Origin of the sequence: Micromonospora echinaurantiaca (genome assembly GCF_900090235.1) — a bacterium.
GTDB classification, from domain to species: domain Bacteria; phylum Actinomycetota; class Actinomycetes; order Mycobacteriales; family Micromonosporaceae; genus Micromonospora; species Micromonospora echinaurantiaca.
Genome location: NZ_LT607750.1, coordinates 6,968,448 through 6,983,038, shown reverse-complemented (window position 1 = coordinate 6,983,038; position 14,591 = coordinate 6,968,448). Strand labels below are relative to the sequence as shown.

Here is a 14,591-nt window from a genome sequence, read left to right as displayed (position 1 = left end):
CTTCAGTCATGAAAGACCCGGAGTCAGTAGCCGGGAACCTGATGACGACCGACCAAGCAGTAGGGCTGGGCCGGGGGCGCGAGGGGCCTCAGCGACCGTGCACAGGCTCGTCGATCGGGCTCGGGACGACGGCGCCGTGCGGGCCGACGTCACCGGCGCCGACGTCATCCTGCTGATGTGCGCGCCCAGCTACGTCACCAGCTACCTGCCGGACGCCGCACCCGACCCGTGGCAGCGATACCTCGCCATCATCGTCGACGGTCTACGCCCGGAAGGCGCCCACCCGCTGCCCCACCCACCGCCAGCCGCTCCTTGACGCCGCCCGGCAGGGGCTGACCATGTCTCAGGACGAGCCGGACCCGACGCCTCGTACCGCTTCGATGATGGACTGGGCGACCTCGCCGGGCTGGGACACCGCCATCGCGTGGGAGGCGCCGACGACCTCCCGGACGCCGCGGGGACCGGCGCGTTCGGCCATGAACCGGTGCGCGGCGACCGGGATGTTGCGGTCCGCGTCACCGAACACGAACCAGGTAGGCAACGACCGCCACGGCGGCCTGGGCGTCCCCAGGCCGTCACCGAGCGCCTGCTCGGTCACCGGCCGCTGCGTCCGGGCCATCAGCGCCGCCAGGTCGCCGGGTACGTCGGCGGCGAACTGCGCGTGATAGGCGTCCTGGCCGATCGCCACCTCGTTGCCGCCGGTGGCCACCGGATAGGAGACGAGGGTCTCGGCGAGCGTGCTGCCGGGGAACTTGCCGGACAGCGTCAGCGCCGACTCACCGGTGTCCGGGCAGAACGCGTTGACGTAGACCAGGGCACGCACCGCCGGGTCGTCCGCTGCCGCCTCCGTGATCACCATGCCGCCGTAGGAATGGCCGACGAGCACGACCGGACCGCCGATCCCTCGTACCACGTCCCGCACGTAGGCAGCGTCCCCGGCGACGCCGCGTAGCGGGTTGGCGGCGGCCACGACGGAGTAGGCGGAGCCGAGCCGCTCGGTCACACCGTTCCAGCTCGCCGACTCGGCGAACGCGCCGTGGACGAGGACGAGAGTGAGCTCCTGATCCGACACGACGACCAACTCCTTGGCTTCGGGCGACGGTTGTGTGCGTACCGCGCTCGACCTGTACCGGGTGGGCTGATTACCCACGGTGCGCCGGTGAAACGGCTGGTTGCCCCCGGCTTCTCGGTGAGTGGCCCTTGCCCGGCCTCAGCCCTGGGCGTCGATGTTGATGACGACCTTGCCCTCGGCGGTGGACGCAGCCGCGCGGCCGGATCCTGCGGTGGTGGGTGACATCGGGCGTTGCGTCATCCTCCGGAGCCACCCGACCGGTGCTACTGCGGGGTGACGCGGACGCCGGGCGGTCAGCCCTACCGTGGCGCTCATGAAGAAGGTTCTCGGCGTCATCGGCACCGTGTTCGGTCTCTACCTCATCGCACGGGCGCTCGCCGAGCCGTTCGTGATCGACTTCAGCGACCCGGCCAGCTATCGCGACGACTGGGGTGGGCCCAGCCTGAGCGGCGTGCTGGCCGTCCATTGCGGACCGGGCGTGGTCTCCGCCGTGCTGATCGGCCGGGCCGTCCGGTCCCGCGTGCGGGCACGGCGCGGCCGGGCCGACGCGTGAGCGGCAGCTCGCCGCAACTGGCCCGGCGGCGCCACGCTCACCGGGCGGCCGCGGTTCTGCTGCGCTGACGGTACGAGGTCGCGTCTCAAGGACTAGCCAGTGCCGCCACGATCGCGTTGACCACGCCCTGCCAGTTCCGGCGCTGCCGCTCGCGTTCGGTGGCGTCGGCCAGCCGTTCCTGGTGGACCGTCAACCGCGCCCGCCCCTCGCCGACGGACGTCACCGCCAGTTGCAGCGTCGTGTCGTGTGTCCAGTCGGGCGGCCGCCAGGTGATCCGGATCCGGTCCAAGTCGCGGAAGCTGCGGGTCTCGCCCCGCACACCGGCCGCGGTCTGGTAGCCCGCGCCGCGCTCCGACAGCACCGTGACGCCGTCGCCCAACCAGATCGCGATGCCCGTCGGCGAGGTGACGAAGGTCCAGACGTCCTCGACCGGGCGGTCGATCGTCTTGGACACCCCGATCTGCCAGCCGGCGTCGCGGGTGCGTCCGACCTCGGCCCGCCGCCACCCGGCGCTCACGGGGTCACCGCCGCGACCGCGCTGACCTCGACCAGCGCTCCCGGCACGGCCAGCCCGGCCACCCGCGCGAGCACGACCGGCGGCGCGGCGTCCGCCAGTTCGGCGGCCGCCACCGGATAGGCCGTGGCGAGGTCGACGCCGTCGACCAGCAGGATCGTCATCATCACCAGATCGTGGGACCGTCGCGCCGGCGGCGGCCAGCGCGACGTGCAGGTTGGTCATCGTCTGGCGGACCTGAGCGGCGACGTCGCCATCGACGAGCCTGCCGTCGCCGTCGGCGCCGTTCTGGCCGCCGACGTAGACCGTCGTCGCGCCCGGCGGTACGACCGCGACGTGGCTGAAGGCGGGCGATTGGACCAGTCCGGCGCCATCCGGCCGACCGGCGACCACGAGGGCGCGGGCGCCGGCCTGGCCACTATGCCCGATCATGTACGGATGTTCAGGCGTATCCGGGAGCAGGCCCGGGAGAACCGCAGGCAGTCGGCGAAGTTCTCGAAGTCGAAGAACCCCGACGGCTGCTGCGACTGCTGCGACCTGGGACTGTTCTCCACGCTGCTGACCGTCGGCTCGCTCGCCGCGGCGGCGACCCGGGCACCGGTGCTGGACCGGGCGGGTGTGGCGGCGATCCAGGGCTACCGGAGGTGGCTGTCGCCGCACTGGCCCGGGCAGTGCCGGTTCACGCCGACCTGCGGGGCGTACGGGTTGACGGCGGTGCAGCGGTACGGGTTGGCGGTGGGTGGCCGGCTGGCCGCCGACCGGGTCCGCCGGTGCCGGCCCGGGGTGCCGCGCGGCACCCAAGACCCGGTGCGCTGAGGCCGCGCGAGGCCGGGCCACGGGCCCTGACCCGGGTGGTCACTCGGCGACCACGAGCGCCTGCGGGGCGGCCTGCTTCATCCGGGTACGCAGCCACTTCAGCTGGAGCGCGGTCTCCCCCTCGCACCGCTTGACCACTGCGAGCAGGTCCTCGTCCCGGGCGCCGTAGGCGGCCTGACCGACGACCGTCCAGCAGATGTCGCACTGGGCGGCCAGCAGGTAGAGGTCCTGGAGATCCCGCAGCAGGCCGATGCCGCCGGTACGGGTGCCGGTGAACAACTCGGAGTGCAGCCGGTCCGGCTCCGCCGGCGCCTCCTCCGAGTAGCGCTCGGCGAACGGCTTCAGGCGTTCGGCGTGCTCGTCGCAGCGCTTCGCCTGCTGCTGGCACAGGTGCTGTACGTCAGGCTCGTCGGAGTGCGCGGCGGCGACCTGGCGGAACGCGTCCGCGAGGTTGGTCTGGGCGCGGTGCAGCAGCCCGAGGTAGTGGGCGAGGTGCACGGTCACTCCTTCCCGCTGGTGGCCTCGGCGGCCGGCCCGCCGACGGTCGCCGGCACGTCGGCGCCGGGCACCGGCTCGCTGCCGCCGATCGTGGGCGCCGGTGACGGTACGCCGTCGCCGTCGGCCAGCTTGGCCACCGCGATCGCGGCGACCTTGAACAGCGGCTGCTTGGAGATCGGATCCCAGGCGGTGATGGTCAGCTCGTTCGCGGCGCGCGGGGTGCGCTCGCCCGGATCCTGGTCGAAGTATCCGTAGTGGAACGGCAGGAACACCACCCCGGGCCGGATGCCACAGAGCCGGGCCCGGGCCTGCACGGCGCCCCGCGGCGAGGAGATGCCGACCAGGTCACCTTCGGCGATGCCGAGCCGCTCGGCGTCGGTCGGGTTGAGTTCCACCCACACCTCCGGCGCGGCGGCGTCGAGCTGCGCGGCCCGGCCGGTCTTGGTCCGGGTGTGGAACTGGTAGACCGTCCGGCCGGTGGTGAGCAGCAGCGGGTGCTCGTCGTCGGGCACCTCGGGCGAGGGCTGGTAGTCGACGGCGGGCAGGAACGCCCGCCCGTTCGGCTCCTTGGCCCGGTACTCCGACTCGGTGAACTCGGCGCCGGTGGACAGGTCCTGCCCGAAGGTCTCGCAGTAGTCGGGATCGGTGTTGAACACCCCGTCGGCGTAGAGCCGCTCGGTGCCGTCGGGGTGCTCCTCGGTGCACGGCCACTGGACGCCGGACCCGCCGCGCAGCTTGTCGTAGCTGATGCCGGTGTAGTCGCACGGCCGCCCGCGGGAGCACTCCTTCCAGGCCTCGAAGACCTCCTCCGGCCCGGTCCACGGGATCAGCGGACCCCCGTTGCGGTTGCGGAAGTCCATCCGGCGGGCGTAGTCGAGGAAGATGTCCAGGTCCGGGCGGGCCTCGCCGGGCGGGTCGACCGCCTTCTCGCTGAGGTGCACGGTCCGGTCGACGCTGGTGAACGTGCCGGTCTTCTCCCCCCACGTCGCGGCGGGCAGCACCACGTCGGCGAGTTCCGCGGTCTCGGTCAGGAAGAGGTCCTGCACCACCACGAACAGCTCGGGCCGGGCCAGGATGCGCCGGATCCGCGACAGGTCGGGCAGGGAGACCGCCGGGTTGGTGGCGCTGATCCAGAGCAGCTTGATCGAGCCCTGCTCGGCGTACCGGAAGATCTGCATAGCGTGCGTCGGCGGCGCCCAGTGCGGGATGGTGTCGACGTCGACGTTCCACAGCCGGGCCAGCTCCGCGATGTGCTGTTCGTTGTTCCAGTTGCGCAGGCCGGGCAGGTCGCCGTCGGCGCCGGTCTCCCGGGTGTTCTGCGCGGTCGGCTGGCCGTTCATCTGGTAGATCCCGGCCCCCGGCCGGCCGATCATGCCCCGGATCAGGTGCAGGTTGTTCACCTGGCAGGCCGCGGCGGTGGCCTGGTTGGACTGGTAGAGGCCCTGCAGCACGGTGGAGAGCAGCCGCTGCGCCGAGCCGAGCAGTTCCGCGGCGCGTTCCACGTCGGCGGCCGGCACGTCACAGATCTCCGCCACCCGGCGGGGCGGGTAGCCGTCGACGATCCGGCACAGCTCGTCGAAGCCGAGGGTGTGTGCGTCGACGTACTCCCGGTCGTACCAGCCGCGCCGGATGATCTCGCGGAGCAGGCCGTTCATCAGGGCCATGTTGGTGCCGTTGCGGACGGCCAGGTGCAGGTCGGCCTCCCGGGCCACCGGGGTGGCGCGGGGATCGACCGCGAGCATCGCCGGCGGGTTGGGCCCGCGCCGCCGGTCGAGCATTCGCATCCAGAGCACCGTCTGGGTCTCCGCGACGTTGTGCCCCCAGAGCGCGATCGCGTCGCAGTGGTCCACGTCGGTGTACGAGCCGGGCTGCCCGTCGGTGCCGAAACTGGCCTTCAGCGCGGCCGCGGCCGTTGCGGTGCACAGCCGGGTGTTGCCGTCCATGTGCGGGGTGCCGAGGCCCGCCTTGCCGATCACGCCGAGCGCGTAGTACTCCTCCAGGAACAGCTGGCCTGAGGTGTAGAAGCCGAAGTGCCCCCAGCCGCCGGGGCCGTCGAGGAGTTCCTTCGAGTGGGCGACGATCCGGCCCATCGCGGTGTCCCAGTCGGTCTCCACCAGCCGGTCCCCGTCGCGCACCAGCGGCCGGGTGAGCCGGTCGGGGCTGTTGTTCGCCTGCCAGCCGTAGAGGTCCTTCGGGTCCAGCCGGCCCCGGTTGACCCGGTCCACCGCCCGGCCGCGTACCCCGACGATCCGGCCGTCGGCGACCGCGATGTCCAGCGCGTCGCCGTTGGAGTGCAGCACCGACGCCGACTGGACCCACCGGTCCACGTCCGCGTCGGTCAGGTCACCGTCGAGGAACCGGTCCACCCGCACCGGCCACGGCTCTGCCGGCCCGTACGGGGTCCTCGGCCCCCACGGATCGGCGATCCGGTCAACCACTGTCCGCTCCCTCCCGCCGGGCCGCCCAGATCGGCATGCCCCGGCCCGTCGCCCGGTTGTACGCCCAGTCCACGGCGGTCACCAGCACCACCGCCGCCGCGGCGACCAGCAGTTGGGTGGGGGTGCGCAGCAGGCCCAGACTCACGATCAACGTGGTCGCGCCGGCCGGCGGGTGCGGGGAGCGCAGCAGCAGCAACACGGCCGCCGTCACCGCCAGCGACCCGGCCGCCGCGACGATCCGCGGGCCGGTCACCCCCTCCTGCAACACCGACGGGCGGTCGGCCAACCCGCAGGACCCGAGCGACCCGTACCCGGCCAGCAGCGCCACCAGGTGCCCGATCAGGGTGTTGCGCGGTGACGACTCCGGTGCCGCCGGCTTCTCCACGTGCAGCATGACCGCCGGACCGAGGCTCGGGAACAGCCACGGCTGGTGCGTGGCCATGGCCACCGCACCGGCCACCACCAGGGCGACGGCGCTGCCCGCGAAGGCGTGGGCAGGTTCCCTTCCCGTCATCGGCGGAGGTCCTCCCGTCCGGTCGGCGGCGCCCGCGTCATGAACCCGATCGTCACACCCTGCCCCGCCCACCGGGTCTGAAACCGGTGGTACCCGCCGGAACAGGACGCCCCGCCCGGCCGGCCGCGCCGCGACCGGTCGGGCCGCGACCGGTCGGGTCGGCCCCGGTTTGTGCCGGCCGGACCCGGGAAGGCAGCGGGTTCGGACGGCGCGAGGACCCCTCTCGCGCCGGGTTCACAGGGAGGTTGACATGGCTGACCGGAGTCGGCTCCACGACCTGCGCCAGCAGGCCCACGACAAGGGCATCCAGGGCAACTCGAAGATGACCGAGGGCCAGTTGCGTCAGGCCATGAAGAAGGTCGACAAGGGCGCCTCGCCGCAGGCCGCCAAGCGCGAGGCCCGCGGCTGACCCCAGTCGCACCGGCGCCAGCACTCGACCCGGGTGCTGGCGCCGCGTCGTGCCGGAGGTGGCCGAGCGGGCGCTCAGCTCATGGTGGCGAGCAGATCCCGGCACGCCCGCTCGCAGGCGCGGCAGGCGTCCGCGCAGACACGGCAGTGCTCGTGCATGTCCGCGTGCCGGGCGCACTCGTCCGTACAGGACCTGCACGCGGTGGCGCAGGCCTCCAGCAGGCTGCGGCTGAGGTTCGCGTCGTAGCCGGTGTGCCGGGACAGCACCCGGGACGTGGTGGTGCAGATGTCGGCGCAGTCCAGGTTCGTCCGTACGCACTTGGCCAGTTCGGCGACCATGTCCTCGCTCAGGCAGGCGTCGGCGCAGGCGGTGCACGCCTGGGCGCAGGCGTTGAGCGTGTCGATGGCGGCGGCCAGCTTGGCCCGGTCCAGGTTGATCGACTTTGGGTACGTCTCCAGCATCAGCATGGTGGTCGTGGACACGATCGGCTCCTCTCGGATGGTCGTACCCCTGGGCCCCTACCCGCCGGGCCGGCCGGCATGCCCCGCCGGCGTCCCGATCCGGGCGCGACCCGGCCACCGGATACCGTCCGCGCTACTTGCAGTCGCGCAACGGTCGCGCCCGCGGAGAACCCCCGTATCCTGCCCGTATGCGGCCTGGGCAGGCAGACGGCGCCGAGCTAGCGGACGGCGCGCCGGTGGGGGATCGGTCGGTGCCGCTGTGGGCGCACGCGTTCACCGCCGCGACGGCGACCGAGGTACGCCACGCGCTGGTCCGCCACGTCGCGGCCGCCGGTCTCGCCGGTGACGACGCCGAGGACTTCGTCCTGGCCGTGCACGAGCTGGTGACCAACGCGGTGCGGCACGGCGGCGGAGCGGGCCGGGTCGAGCTGCTCCGTCAGGCGGACGTGCTGGTGTGCGAGGTGCACGACCACGGCACCGGCACGGACGCCGACGCGGTGCGGCTGCCCGCGGCGGACGTTCCCGGCGGGCGCGGCCTGTGGCTGGCCCGTGAGCTGACCGGCGGGCTGATGCTGACCCGCCGCCCGGACGGCCTGACCGCCACCGTGAGCGTCTGCCTGACCGACAGCTCCGCGCATCCGGCCGCACCGGCCGGCGCCGACCCGGCGGACCCGGCGCAGCCCTGACCGTACGGCCCGAGGATTGGCGTACCGGCCGGCGGGTAGGCGCCGCCGTGACCGACTGGGGAAGCGTGTTCCGCCCGGACACGCCGCTGCTGGAGATCGTCGCCCGGGGCAGCGTCATGTACCTGTCGCTGTTCGTCCTGCTCCGGGTGATCCTGAAGCGGGAGAGCGGCACCACCGGTGTCACCAACCTGCTGGTCATCGTGCTGCTCGCCGACGCCGCCCAGAACGGCATGGCGGACGACTACCGGTCGGTCACCGACGGGGTGCTCCTGGTGGCGGTGATCATCGGCTGGTCGTACCTGCTGGACGTGCTGGCCTACTGGTGGCCGGCCGCGGCCCGGGTGATCCGGCCGAACTCGCTGGTGCTCGTCCAGGACGGCCGGATCCTGCGCCGCAACCTGCGCCGGGAGTTCATCACCGACGAGGAACTCCACTCCGAGTTGCGGGAGCAGGGCATCGCCGACCTCAGCGAGGTACGCGAGGTCCGGATGGAACCGGACGGCCAGTTCAGCGTCATCCCGGCCGGCGGGGACAAGCCGCGGAAGAAGTCCCGCCGGGGCCCGGCGGGGTGAGGCGGGGCTCGGGCGCCCCGGACCGCCGCGCCGGAGCCGACGCGGGTCGGACGCCGGGTCAACCCGCGCGGCGGGCGCGCTCCTCGGCCACCAGTTCCCGGGTGGCCGGCACCACCTCGGCCGCGAACCGCTCGGTGGTGGCGGGGTCGTCGGTGGCGAGGATGAAGGCGCTGACGCCGTGGTCGAGGGTCAGTCCGGCGAGGTCCTCCGCCCACTGCTCGGGCGGTCCGTCCAGCAGGGCCCGGCCGGTGTCGGTGAACCGCCCGGCGATGTTCAGCAGCCGGCGCACCGCGGTGGGCTGGCGGCCGGCGGCGAGGGCGGCCTCGTCGATGACCCGGTTCGACTCGGCCAGGTCGGCCACCCCACCCGGCAGGTACGCCAGGGTCGGCAGCCAGCCGTCCGCCACCCGCCCGGTCAGCCGCAGCATCCGCGGCTTGTACGCGCCCAGCCAGACGTCGATCCGGTGGGCCGGCGCCGGGCCCCGCTTGGCGCCGTTGACCTGGTAGTACTCCCCCTTGACCCGGACCGCGCCGGGCTGCTCGGCCGCCCACGTCGCGCGGATGACCTCGATCGCCTCGGTCAGCGCGCCGATCGCTTCGCCGGGGGCGAGTCGACGGCCGCCCATGGCCTCGATGGCCTCCCAGAACGCGCCCGCCCCGATGCCGAGCTCGAACCGGCCGCCGCTGAGCAGGTCGAGGCTCGCCGCGCTGCGGGCGAGCACCGCCGGCTGGCGCAGCGGCAGGTTGATCACGTTGCCGCTGAGGCGGACCCGCTCGGTCCGCGCGGCCACGTAGCTGAGCAGGGTCCAGGTGTCGTGGAACCGGGGCTGGTACGGGTGGTCCTGGAAGGTGACCAGGTCGAGCCCGACGCGGTCCGCCAGCACGGCGAGGTCGACGGCCTGCTGGGCGGGCTGTGCGGTGGGCGTGACGAAGGTGCCGAACATCAACTCGTGCCCGTAGTCGGTCATGACGCCATCCTTGCTCGCGGCCCGGGCCGCCGGGTCGGCATGCCGGCCCCCGACGACGGGTTCGTCGACCAGCGGTGGAACAGCCCGAGCGGGAACGCCGACGCCGAGGCGTTCGTATCGGTGCAGAGCGTCGTGGTCGACCCGGCCGACCGGCTCTGGGTGCTCGACACCGGTAGCCCGATGTTCCAGCCGACCGAACCGGGCGGGCCGAAGCTGGTCCGGGTGGACCTGGACACCGACACGGTCGCCCAGGTGATCACGTTCCCGACGGATGTGGCGCTGACCACCACCTACCTCAACGACGTGCGGTTCGACCTGCGCCGCGGCGACGGCGGCGTCGCGTACATCACCGACTCGTCGGACTCCGGTCCGAACGGGATCATCGTGGTGGACCTGGCCAGCGGCGCGTCCTGGCGGCGGCTGCACGACCACCCCTCCACCAAGGCCGAACCGCTGGCCACGTTCCGCCCGGTGGTCGAGGGCCGGCCCTTCCTGCAGCGGCCGCCGAACGGCCCGCCCAGGCCGGTGGCGATGGGCTCGGACGGGATCGCCATCTCGGCCGACGGCACCCGGCGTGCTACTGCCCGCTGGCGTCGCGCCGCTGGTACAGCGTGGCGACGGACGCCCTGGCCGACCGGACGGTGGCCGAGGCCGACGTGGCCGCGACGGTGGTCGACGAGGGGGACAAGGGCGGCGGGTCGGACGGCCTGGAGACCGACGACGCCGGCCGGTTCTACCTCACCTCGTACGAGCACAACGCCGTGCTGCGCCGCCACCCGGACGGCGAGTTCGAGACCCTGGTGCACGATCCCCGGCTGCTCTGGCCGGACACCATGTCGGTGGCCGGCGACGGGTACCTGTACGTGACCGCCAACCAACTGCACCGCCAGCCGACCTACCAGCGGGGCCAGGACCTGCGCCGCAGGCCGTACGCGCTGTTCCGCACCCGGATCGACGCCGGACCGGTCCGGCTGCGGTGACCATCACGGCGCGGCCCAGGCCGGCCACCCGTGCGCCCCCGCCCGCGCCCCGGTGGCGATCGCCGCCGGCCGGCCTACACTGGGCCGCGTGGGACGACCAGCATGATCGATGAGCAGCAGCCGGACGGGCCGTACGGTCACCTGTGCTGGGCCTACGACGATCCGATCACCTTCCGCAGGCACGCCGAGGCGTACCTCACCGCGGGCCTGGCGGCCGGCGAACGGGTCTGGTACGTCACCCCGGACGAGCCGGAGTCGGTCCTGGCCCGGCTGCGCCGGGTCGGCGTGCTCGCCGACGCGCTGCGCCGCGGCGCCGCCGAGGTGGTCCCGCTCGACTCGACCTACGCCGGCGACCGGACCGTGGACCCGGCGGCGCAGGTGGCCGCCTACGCCGCCGCCACCGACCGGGCCCTGGCCGCCGGTCACACCGGGTTGCGCGTCGTCGCCGAGGCCACCGACCTGGTGCGCACCCCGGCCCAGCTCGACGCGTTCGCCCGCTACGAGCACCAGGTCGACCGCTACATGCGGGCCCGGCCGTTCCGCGCGATGTGCGCGTACCACCGGCCCGAGCTGGGCGCCCGGACGGTCGCCGAGCTGGCCAGCCTGCACCCGGAGAGCAACGTCGAGGACCTGCTGTTCCGGCTGTACGCGGTCGCCCCGGGCGAGGGGCACGCCGCGCTCGCCGGTGAGCTGGACCCGTCCCAGCACAAGCTGTTCGGCGCCGCCCTGGCGCGGGCCGATCTGCGCCCGACCGAGGGGGAGCTGGTGCTGCGCGCGACCGGCCTGCGGTTCCTCGACCACCGCTCGCTGGTGCACCTCGACGAGTACGCGCACCGCCGCTCCGCGACCGCGGTGCTGCGGACCGGCCGCCCCGCCGTGGCCCGGCTGGTCGGCCTGCTGGACCTGCCTAGCCTGCGGGTGGAGGTGACCCGGTGAGGACCGGAGCCGCGGCCGGCCACCAGGGCTACTACCACGAGGCCGTCCGCTACGACAGCGACGACGAGCTGCTCGCCGTTCTGCTGCCCTTCCTGATCGGCGGCGCCGAGGCGGGCGAGCCGACCTTCGTCGCGCTGGGCGAGCGCACCGGCGGGCTGGTCCGGTCGGCGTTGCCTCCGGGGCTGAAGGTGGAGTTCCTGCCCGGCGGCGACGTGTACGGCCGACCGACCGCCGCGATCCGGTCCTACCGGCGGTTGCTGGCCGAGCAGGTGGCCGACGGCGCCAACCAGATCCGGATCGTCGGCGAGCTGCCGCCGGTGGCGTTCGGCCCGACCTGGGACTGGTGGGCCCGGTACGAGGCGGCGATCAACCACGCGTACGACGAGTTCCCGCTGTGGAGCATGTGCGCGTACGACAGCCGGATCACCCCGGCGGCGGTGCTGGCCGACGTGGCCCGGACCCACCCCCGGTTCGCCACGCCGGACGGTCGGCACGTGCCCAGTCCGACGTACGCCCCACCGGCCAGCTACCTGCTGGAGAACCACCCGGTGGTGCCGGATCCGCTCCAGGCGGCACCACCGGCGGTCGAGCTGACCGACCCGACGGCGGCCCAGGCCCGCGCCGCCGTGCACGCCGTCGACCGGGGCCTGCTGCCGGTCGACGACGTCGAGGACCTGGTGGTCGCGGTGAGCGAGACGGTCACCAACGCGCAGCGGTACGGCGTCCCCCCGGTCCGGGTCCGCCTCTGGCCCGGCGACGACCGGATCGTGGTGACGGTCAACGACGGCGGTGTCGGGCCCCGGGACCCCTTCGCCGGCCTGCTACCGGCCGGCGACGGCGACCCGGGCGGCCTCGGCCTGTGGATCACCTACCAGTCCTGCAACCACGTGACGATGCGGCGTGACGCGGACGGCTTCACGCTGCGGCTGACCGCCGGCAACCCGCATCACGGCTGCTGACCGCCGCCGGGGCACGCTGACCGCCGCGCGGCACCGGGGCGCGGTCAGTTGCCCTGGCGGGACTGGCAGGGCACGCAGAACCGGGCCCAGGGCAGGATCTCCAGGCGGGCCACCGGGATCTCGCCCCCGCACCGCTCGCAGAGGCCGTAGCTGCCCTCGGACATCCGCTGCAGCGCCTGCGCCGTGTCCGCGACCCCCTGCCGGGCGGTCTCCATCAGGCCGCGCAGCGTGTCGGGGTCGTGGCCGCCCTGTTCCGGCTGCCGGCTGTGGATGGTGAGTTCCGCGAGCTGGTCGGTGTAGCTCTGGAACTGCCGCTCCAGGAGGTCACGCAGGGCCTCGGTGCGGTTGCTGACGGTGTCCGTCATGGTCGTGTCTTCCTTTCGGTGGTGCACGGGATCCCCGGGATCGCCGGGGTGGATGCGGGGCGGCCGCCGCGTCGGCGGCCTGCGGGGTGAGATCGGATGCGACGGGACCGGCGACGTCGGGCCGGGGACGAAACTGCGCGTCGGCCGCCGCGGCTACAGCGCGGCGGCCGGGAAGGGCTGGTCGGTCCGGCGGAGCGTCAGGTCCCGGATCGGCGAGGCGATCCCGTGAGCCTGGTCGGCGGACAACCGCCCGGACCGGCGATCACGCGCTTCCGGCGGCCGGCGGCCGGGACCGACGGCCGACCGGGTGGCGAAGGTGGCACAGCCACCACGCTGGTCGTCATCACCGCCTCCTCGCCGGTCGGGAACACCTCGGACCTCCAGAGTCGGCCGAAATCGACGGCCGGACAGTGCCCACCGCCGGCCAACAACCGGCCCCCAGATTGCCGGCCGTCGGACAGGTCGTCGCCCGATGAACCACCGGCCACCGATGGTCATCGGCGCCGGCCCGGCGGCGACCCGGCCCGAGCGTGCCCGGCCGGCTCAGGACGCGGGGCCCGGCAGCGGCTGCGCCGGCCAGTCCAGCGCCCGGGCGCCGAAGACCGCCGCCTGGAGGGTGAACCGGTCGCCGGGGTCGGTCGGGTCGTGCCCGGTGAGCGACCGGACCCGGGCCAGCCGGTAGGTCACCGTACGGACCGACACGTGCAGGCGGCGGGCCGCCTCGGTGGACACCCCACCGGTGGCGAAGTACGCGTCGAGGGTGTCCAGCAGCGGCTCCGCCCCACCCCGGCTGCGGCTCAGCGGGCTGAGCACCGCCCGTACCAGATCGACCATGGCCGGCTGGTCGCGCAGCAGGACCCGGTAGATGAGCAGGTCGTGGGCGTCGACGACGGCGGTGTCGGCGTGCAGCCGCTGCGCCATGGTCAGCGCCTCCCGGGCCTCCTCGTAGGAGCGGGCGATGCCGTACAGCCCGGGGTGCGGGCGGCCGACCGCCACCTGCCAGGGCCGGCCACGCGGCAGTCGGTCCAGTTCGGCGTGCATCAACCGGCCGAGATCGGCGACCGGAGCGCCCCCGGCCGCCCGATCGGCGGCCACCGCGTCGGCCGGGGCGATCACCACGAGCAGCCCCTCCTTGGTGGCGACCAGCACGTCCCGGTCGCCCAACCGGTCGAAGATGACCGCCTCCAGGGCGCTGATCGCCGCGTCCGTGTCGGGCAGCCGGCGGCGCGGCGCGGCCAGCGCCACCTGGTGCACCCGCGCCAGGTCCAGCCCGAACGGCTCGGCGCGCTCCACCAGCCCGCCGAGGTCGGAGTCGCCGCGCAGCAGGTCGTCGACGAGTTCCCGGCGCAGCGCCTCCTCCCGGCGGACCAGTTCCCGGCGGGCCACCGCGAAGCCCTCGGCCAGGGTGGCCACCGCGGCGTCGACGACGTGCAGCACCGCCTCGGCCGCCGCCCGTACCACCTCGCTGTCGGTGGCGCGCGCCAACTGCGGCGACTGCTGCCACAGCCGGCGCGCCGCGGACAGGTACAGCTGCACCGCGCGGCCCGCCGACACGCCCTGTTCGGCGGCCCGCCGGCCCAGCGCGCCGACCGCGTCGAGTTCACCGCGCCGGGGCCGGCGCCCGGTCACCGCGGCCTCGGCCAGCAGCGGCAGGTAGTCGCCGAGCAGCTCCACCGGCACCCCGCCGGCGTCCGCGCTGGCACCCCGCGCGACCTCCGCCAGCCAGGCGTCGTCGTGACCCGCGCCGGTCCACCGTCCCGGGCCGGGCCGCCGGACTGCGCCGGTCATCCACCGACTCCCTCGGACCTGGTCTCGGCGCCCACCGCCGATCCGGGACACCCTAACCCGACG

19 protein-coding genes and 2 pseudogenes are annotated in these 14,591 nt (G+C 74.0%); 10 read left to right on the top strand and 11 right to left on the bottom strand.

Going from position 1 to position 14,591, the window contains the following annotated elements; translation table 11 throughout:
- Positions 1 to 97: 97 nt before the first annotated feature.
- Positions 98 to 316, top strand: a complete 219-nt coding sequence (locus GA0070609_RS31820; protein ID WP_197700202.1) for an SbtR family transcriptional regulator — start codon at positions 98 to 100, stop codon at positions 314 to 316.
- Between the two features lie 27 nt (positions 317 to 343).
- Here the strand turns inward: GA0070609_RS31820 and GA0070609_RS31815 are convergent, their stop codons facing one another.
- The gene (locus GA0070609_RS31815) at positions 344 to 1,072 is read right to left on the bottom strand and encodes an alpha/beta fold hydrolase (RefSeq protein WP_088997205.1); all 729 of its coding nucleotides are present in this window, start codon (positions 1,070 to 1,072) and stop codon (positions 344 to 346) included.
- Between the two features lie 313 nt (positions 1,073 to 1,385).
- Between GA0070609_RS31815 and GA0070609_RS31810 the strand changes: the two genes are divergently transcribed.
- Entirely contained in the window at positions 1,386 to 1,625 is a 240-nt protein-coding gene (locus GA0070609_RS31810) for a hypothetical protein (protein WP_172899442.1), read from the top strand.
- An 85-nt stretch (positions 1,626 to 1,710) separates the two neighbouring features.
- On the opposite strand, the gene GA0070609_RS31805 is transcribed toward GA0070609_RS31810, so the two are convergent.
- The 3 genes and pseudogenes from GA0070609_RS31805 to GA0070609_RS34715 all read right to left on the bottom strand — a co-directional run.
- Positions 1,711 to 2,142 carry an SRPBCC domain-containing protein gene (locus GA0070609_RS31805; RefSeq protein WP_088997204.1) on the bottom strand — a complete coding sequence of 144 codons (432 nt, stop codon included), beginning with the start codon at positions 2,140 to 2,142 and terminating at the stop codon, positions 1,711 to 1,713.
- A complete protein-coding gene (locus GA0070609_RS34720) occupies positions 2,139 to 2,306 on the bottom strand; it encodes a hypothetical protein (RefSeq protein WP_231928947.1) in 168 nt (55 codons plus the stop codon). The genes GA0070609_RS31805 and GA0070609_RS34720 overlap by 4 nt, the downstream gene beginning before the upstream one ends.
- 25 nt (positions 2,307 to 2,331) lie before the next feature.
- Positions 2,332 to 2,571, bottom strand: a pseudogene (locus GA0070609_RS34715) (RidA family protein); the annotation flags it as partial.
- A gap of 6 nt (positions 2,572 to 2,577) precedes the next feature.
- Between GA0070609_RS34715 and yidD the strand changes: the two are divergent.
- Positions 2,578 to 2,955, top strand: a complete 378-nt coding sequence (gene yidD / locus GA0070609_RS31795; protein ID WP_172899441.1) for a membrane protein insertion efficiency factor YidD — start codon at positions 2,578 to 2,580, stop codon at positions 2,953 to 2,955.
- 39 nt (positions 2,956 to 2,994) lie between these two features.
- On the opposite strand, the gene GA0070609_RS31790 is transcribed toward yidD, so the two are convergent.
- The 3 genes from GA0070609_RS31790 to GA0070609_RS31780 are packed head-to-tail and all read right to left on the bottom strand — an operon-like array spanning position 2,995 to position 6,405.
- Positions 2,995 to 3,453, bottom strand: coding sequence for a hypothetical protein (locus GA0070609_RS31790; RefSeq protein ID WP_088997203.1), 459 nt, complete (start codon positions 3,451 to 3,453; stop codon positions 2,995 to 2,997).
- Positions 3,454 to 3,455: 2 nt separating this feature from the next.
- The gene (locus GA0070609_RS31785) at positions 3,456 to 5,891 is read right to left on the bottom strand and encodes a molybdopterin oxidoreductase family protein (RefSeq protein ID WP_088997202.1); all 2,436 of its coding nucleotides are present in this window, start codon (positions 5,889 to 5,891) and stop codon (positions 3,456 to 3,458) included.
- Positions 5,884 to 6,405 carry an HPP family protein gene (locus GA0070609_RS31780; RefSeq protein ID WP_088997201.1) on the bottom strand — a complete coding sequence of 174 codons (522 nt, stop codon included), beginning with the start codon at positions 6,403 to 6,405 and terminating at the stop codon, positions 5,884 to 5,886. The genes GA0070609_RS31785 and GA0070609_RS31780 overlap by 8 nt, the downstream gene beginning before the upstream one ends.
- A 250-nt stretch (positions 6,406 to 6,655) precedes the next feature.
- On the opposite strand from GA0070609_RS31780, the gene GA0070609_RS33455 reads away from it, so the two are divergent.
- Positions 6,656 to 6,814 carry a hypothetical protein gene (locus GA0070609_RS33455; protein WP_157748350.1) on the top strand — a complete coding sequence of 53 codons (159 nt, stop codon included), beginning with the start codon at positions 6,656 to 6,658 and terminating at the stop codon, positions 6,812 to 6,814.
- A gap of 74 nt (positions 6,815 to 6,888) precedes the next feature.
- Here the strand turns inward: GA0070609_RS33455 and GA0070609_RS31775 are convergent, their stop codons facing one another.
- Positions 6,889 to 7,296 (bottom strand): four-helix bundle copper-binding protein, encoded by a 408-nt coding sequence (locus GA0070609_RS31775; protein ID WP_231928473.1) that lies wholly within the window; start codon positions 7,294 to 7,296, stop codon positions 6,889 to 6,891.
- A 167-nt stretch (positions 7,297 to 7,463) separates the two neighbouring features.
- On the opposite strand from GA0070609_RS31775, the gene GA0070609_RS31770 reads away from it, so the two are divergent.
- The gene (locus GA0070609_RS31770) at positions 7,464 to 7,961 is read left to right on the top strand and encodes an ATP-binding protein (RefSeq protein ID WP_088997200.1); all 498 of its coding nucleotides are present in this window, start codon (positions 7,464 to 7,466) and stop codon (positions 7,959 to 7,961) included.
- 47 nt (positions 7,962 to 8,008) lie between these two features.
- Positions 8,009 to 8,533, top strand: a complete 525-nt coding sequence (locus GA0070609_RS31765; protein ID WP_088997199.1) for a DUF421 domain-containing protein — start codon at positions 8,009 to 8,011, stop codon at positions 8,531 to 8,533.
- Between the two features lie 58 nt (positions 8,534 to 8,591).
- Here GA0070609_RS31765 and GA0070609_RS31760 read toward each other — a convergent pair whose 3' ends face one another.
- Positions 8,592 to 9,500, bottom strand: a complete 909-nt coding sequence (locus tag GA0070609_RS31760) for an LLM class flavin-dependent oxidoreductase (RefSeq protein WP_088997198.1) — start codon at positions 9,498 to 9,500, stop codon at positions 8,592 to 8,594.
- A gap of 39 nt (positions 9,501 to 9,539) precedes the next feature.
- On the opposite strand from GA0070609_RS31760, the pseudogene GA0070609_RS34990 reads away from it, so the two are divergent.
- The 4 genes and pseudogenes from GA0070609_RS34990 to GA0070609_RS31745 all read left to right on the top strand — a co-directional run.
- A pseudogene (locus GA0070609_RS34990) lies at positions 9,540 to 9,896 on the top strand (L-dopachrome tautomerase-related protein); the annotation flags it as partial.
- A 215-nt stretch (positions 9,897 to 10,111) separates the two neighbouring features.
- A complete protein-coding gene (locus GA0070609_RS34985; RefSeq protein ID WP_269459265.1) occupies positions 10,112 to 10,480 on the top strand; it encodes an SMP-30/gluconolactonase/LRE family protein in 369 nt (122 codons plus the stop codon).
- Between the two features lie 102 nt (positions 10,481 to 10,582).
- Positions 10,583 to 11,416, top strand: a complete 834-nt coding sequence (locus GA0070609_RS31750) for an MEDS domain-containing protein (protein WP_088997197.1) — start codon at positions 10,583 to 10,585, stop codon at positions 11,414 to 11,416.
- Complete coding sequence (locus GA0070609_RS31745; protein WP_088997196.1) at positions 11,413 to 12,375, top strand: sensor histidine kinase; 963 nt, start codon at positions 11,413 to 11,415, stop codon at positions 12,373 to 12,375. Before GA0070609_RS31750 ends, GA0070609_RS31745 begins: the two co-directional genes overlap by 4 nt.
- A gap of 44 nt (positions 12,376 to 12,419) precedes the next feature.
- Here GA0070609_RS31745 and GA0070609_RS31740 read toward each other — a convergent pair whose 3' ends face one another.
- Both GA0070609_RS31740 and GA0070609_RS34980 read right to left on the bottom strand, forming a co-directional pair.
- The gene (locus GA0070609_RS31740) at positions 12,420 to 12,740 is read right to left on the bottom strand and encodes a TraR/DksA family transcriptional regulator (RefSeq protein WP_088997195.1); all 321 of its coding nucleotides are present in this window, start codon (positions 12,738 to 12,740) and stop codon (positions 12,420 to 12,422) included.
- 543 nt (positions 12,741 to 13,283) lie between these two features.
- The gene (locus tag GA0070609_RS34980) at positions 13,284 to 14,528 is read right to left on the bottom strand and encodes a PucR family transcriptional regulator (protein ID WP_088997194.1); all 1,245 of its coding nucleotides are present in this window, start codon (positions 14,526 to 14,528) and stop codon (positions 13,284 to 13,286) included.
- Between the last annotated feature and the right edge of the window lie 63 nt (positions 14,529 to 14,591).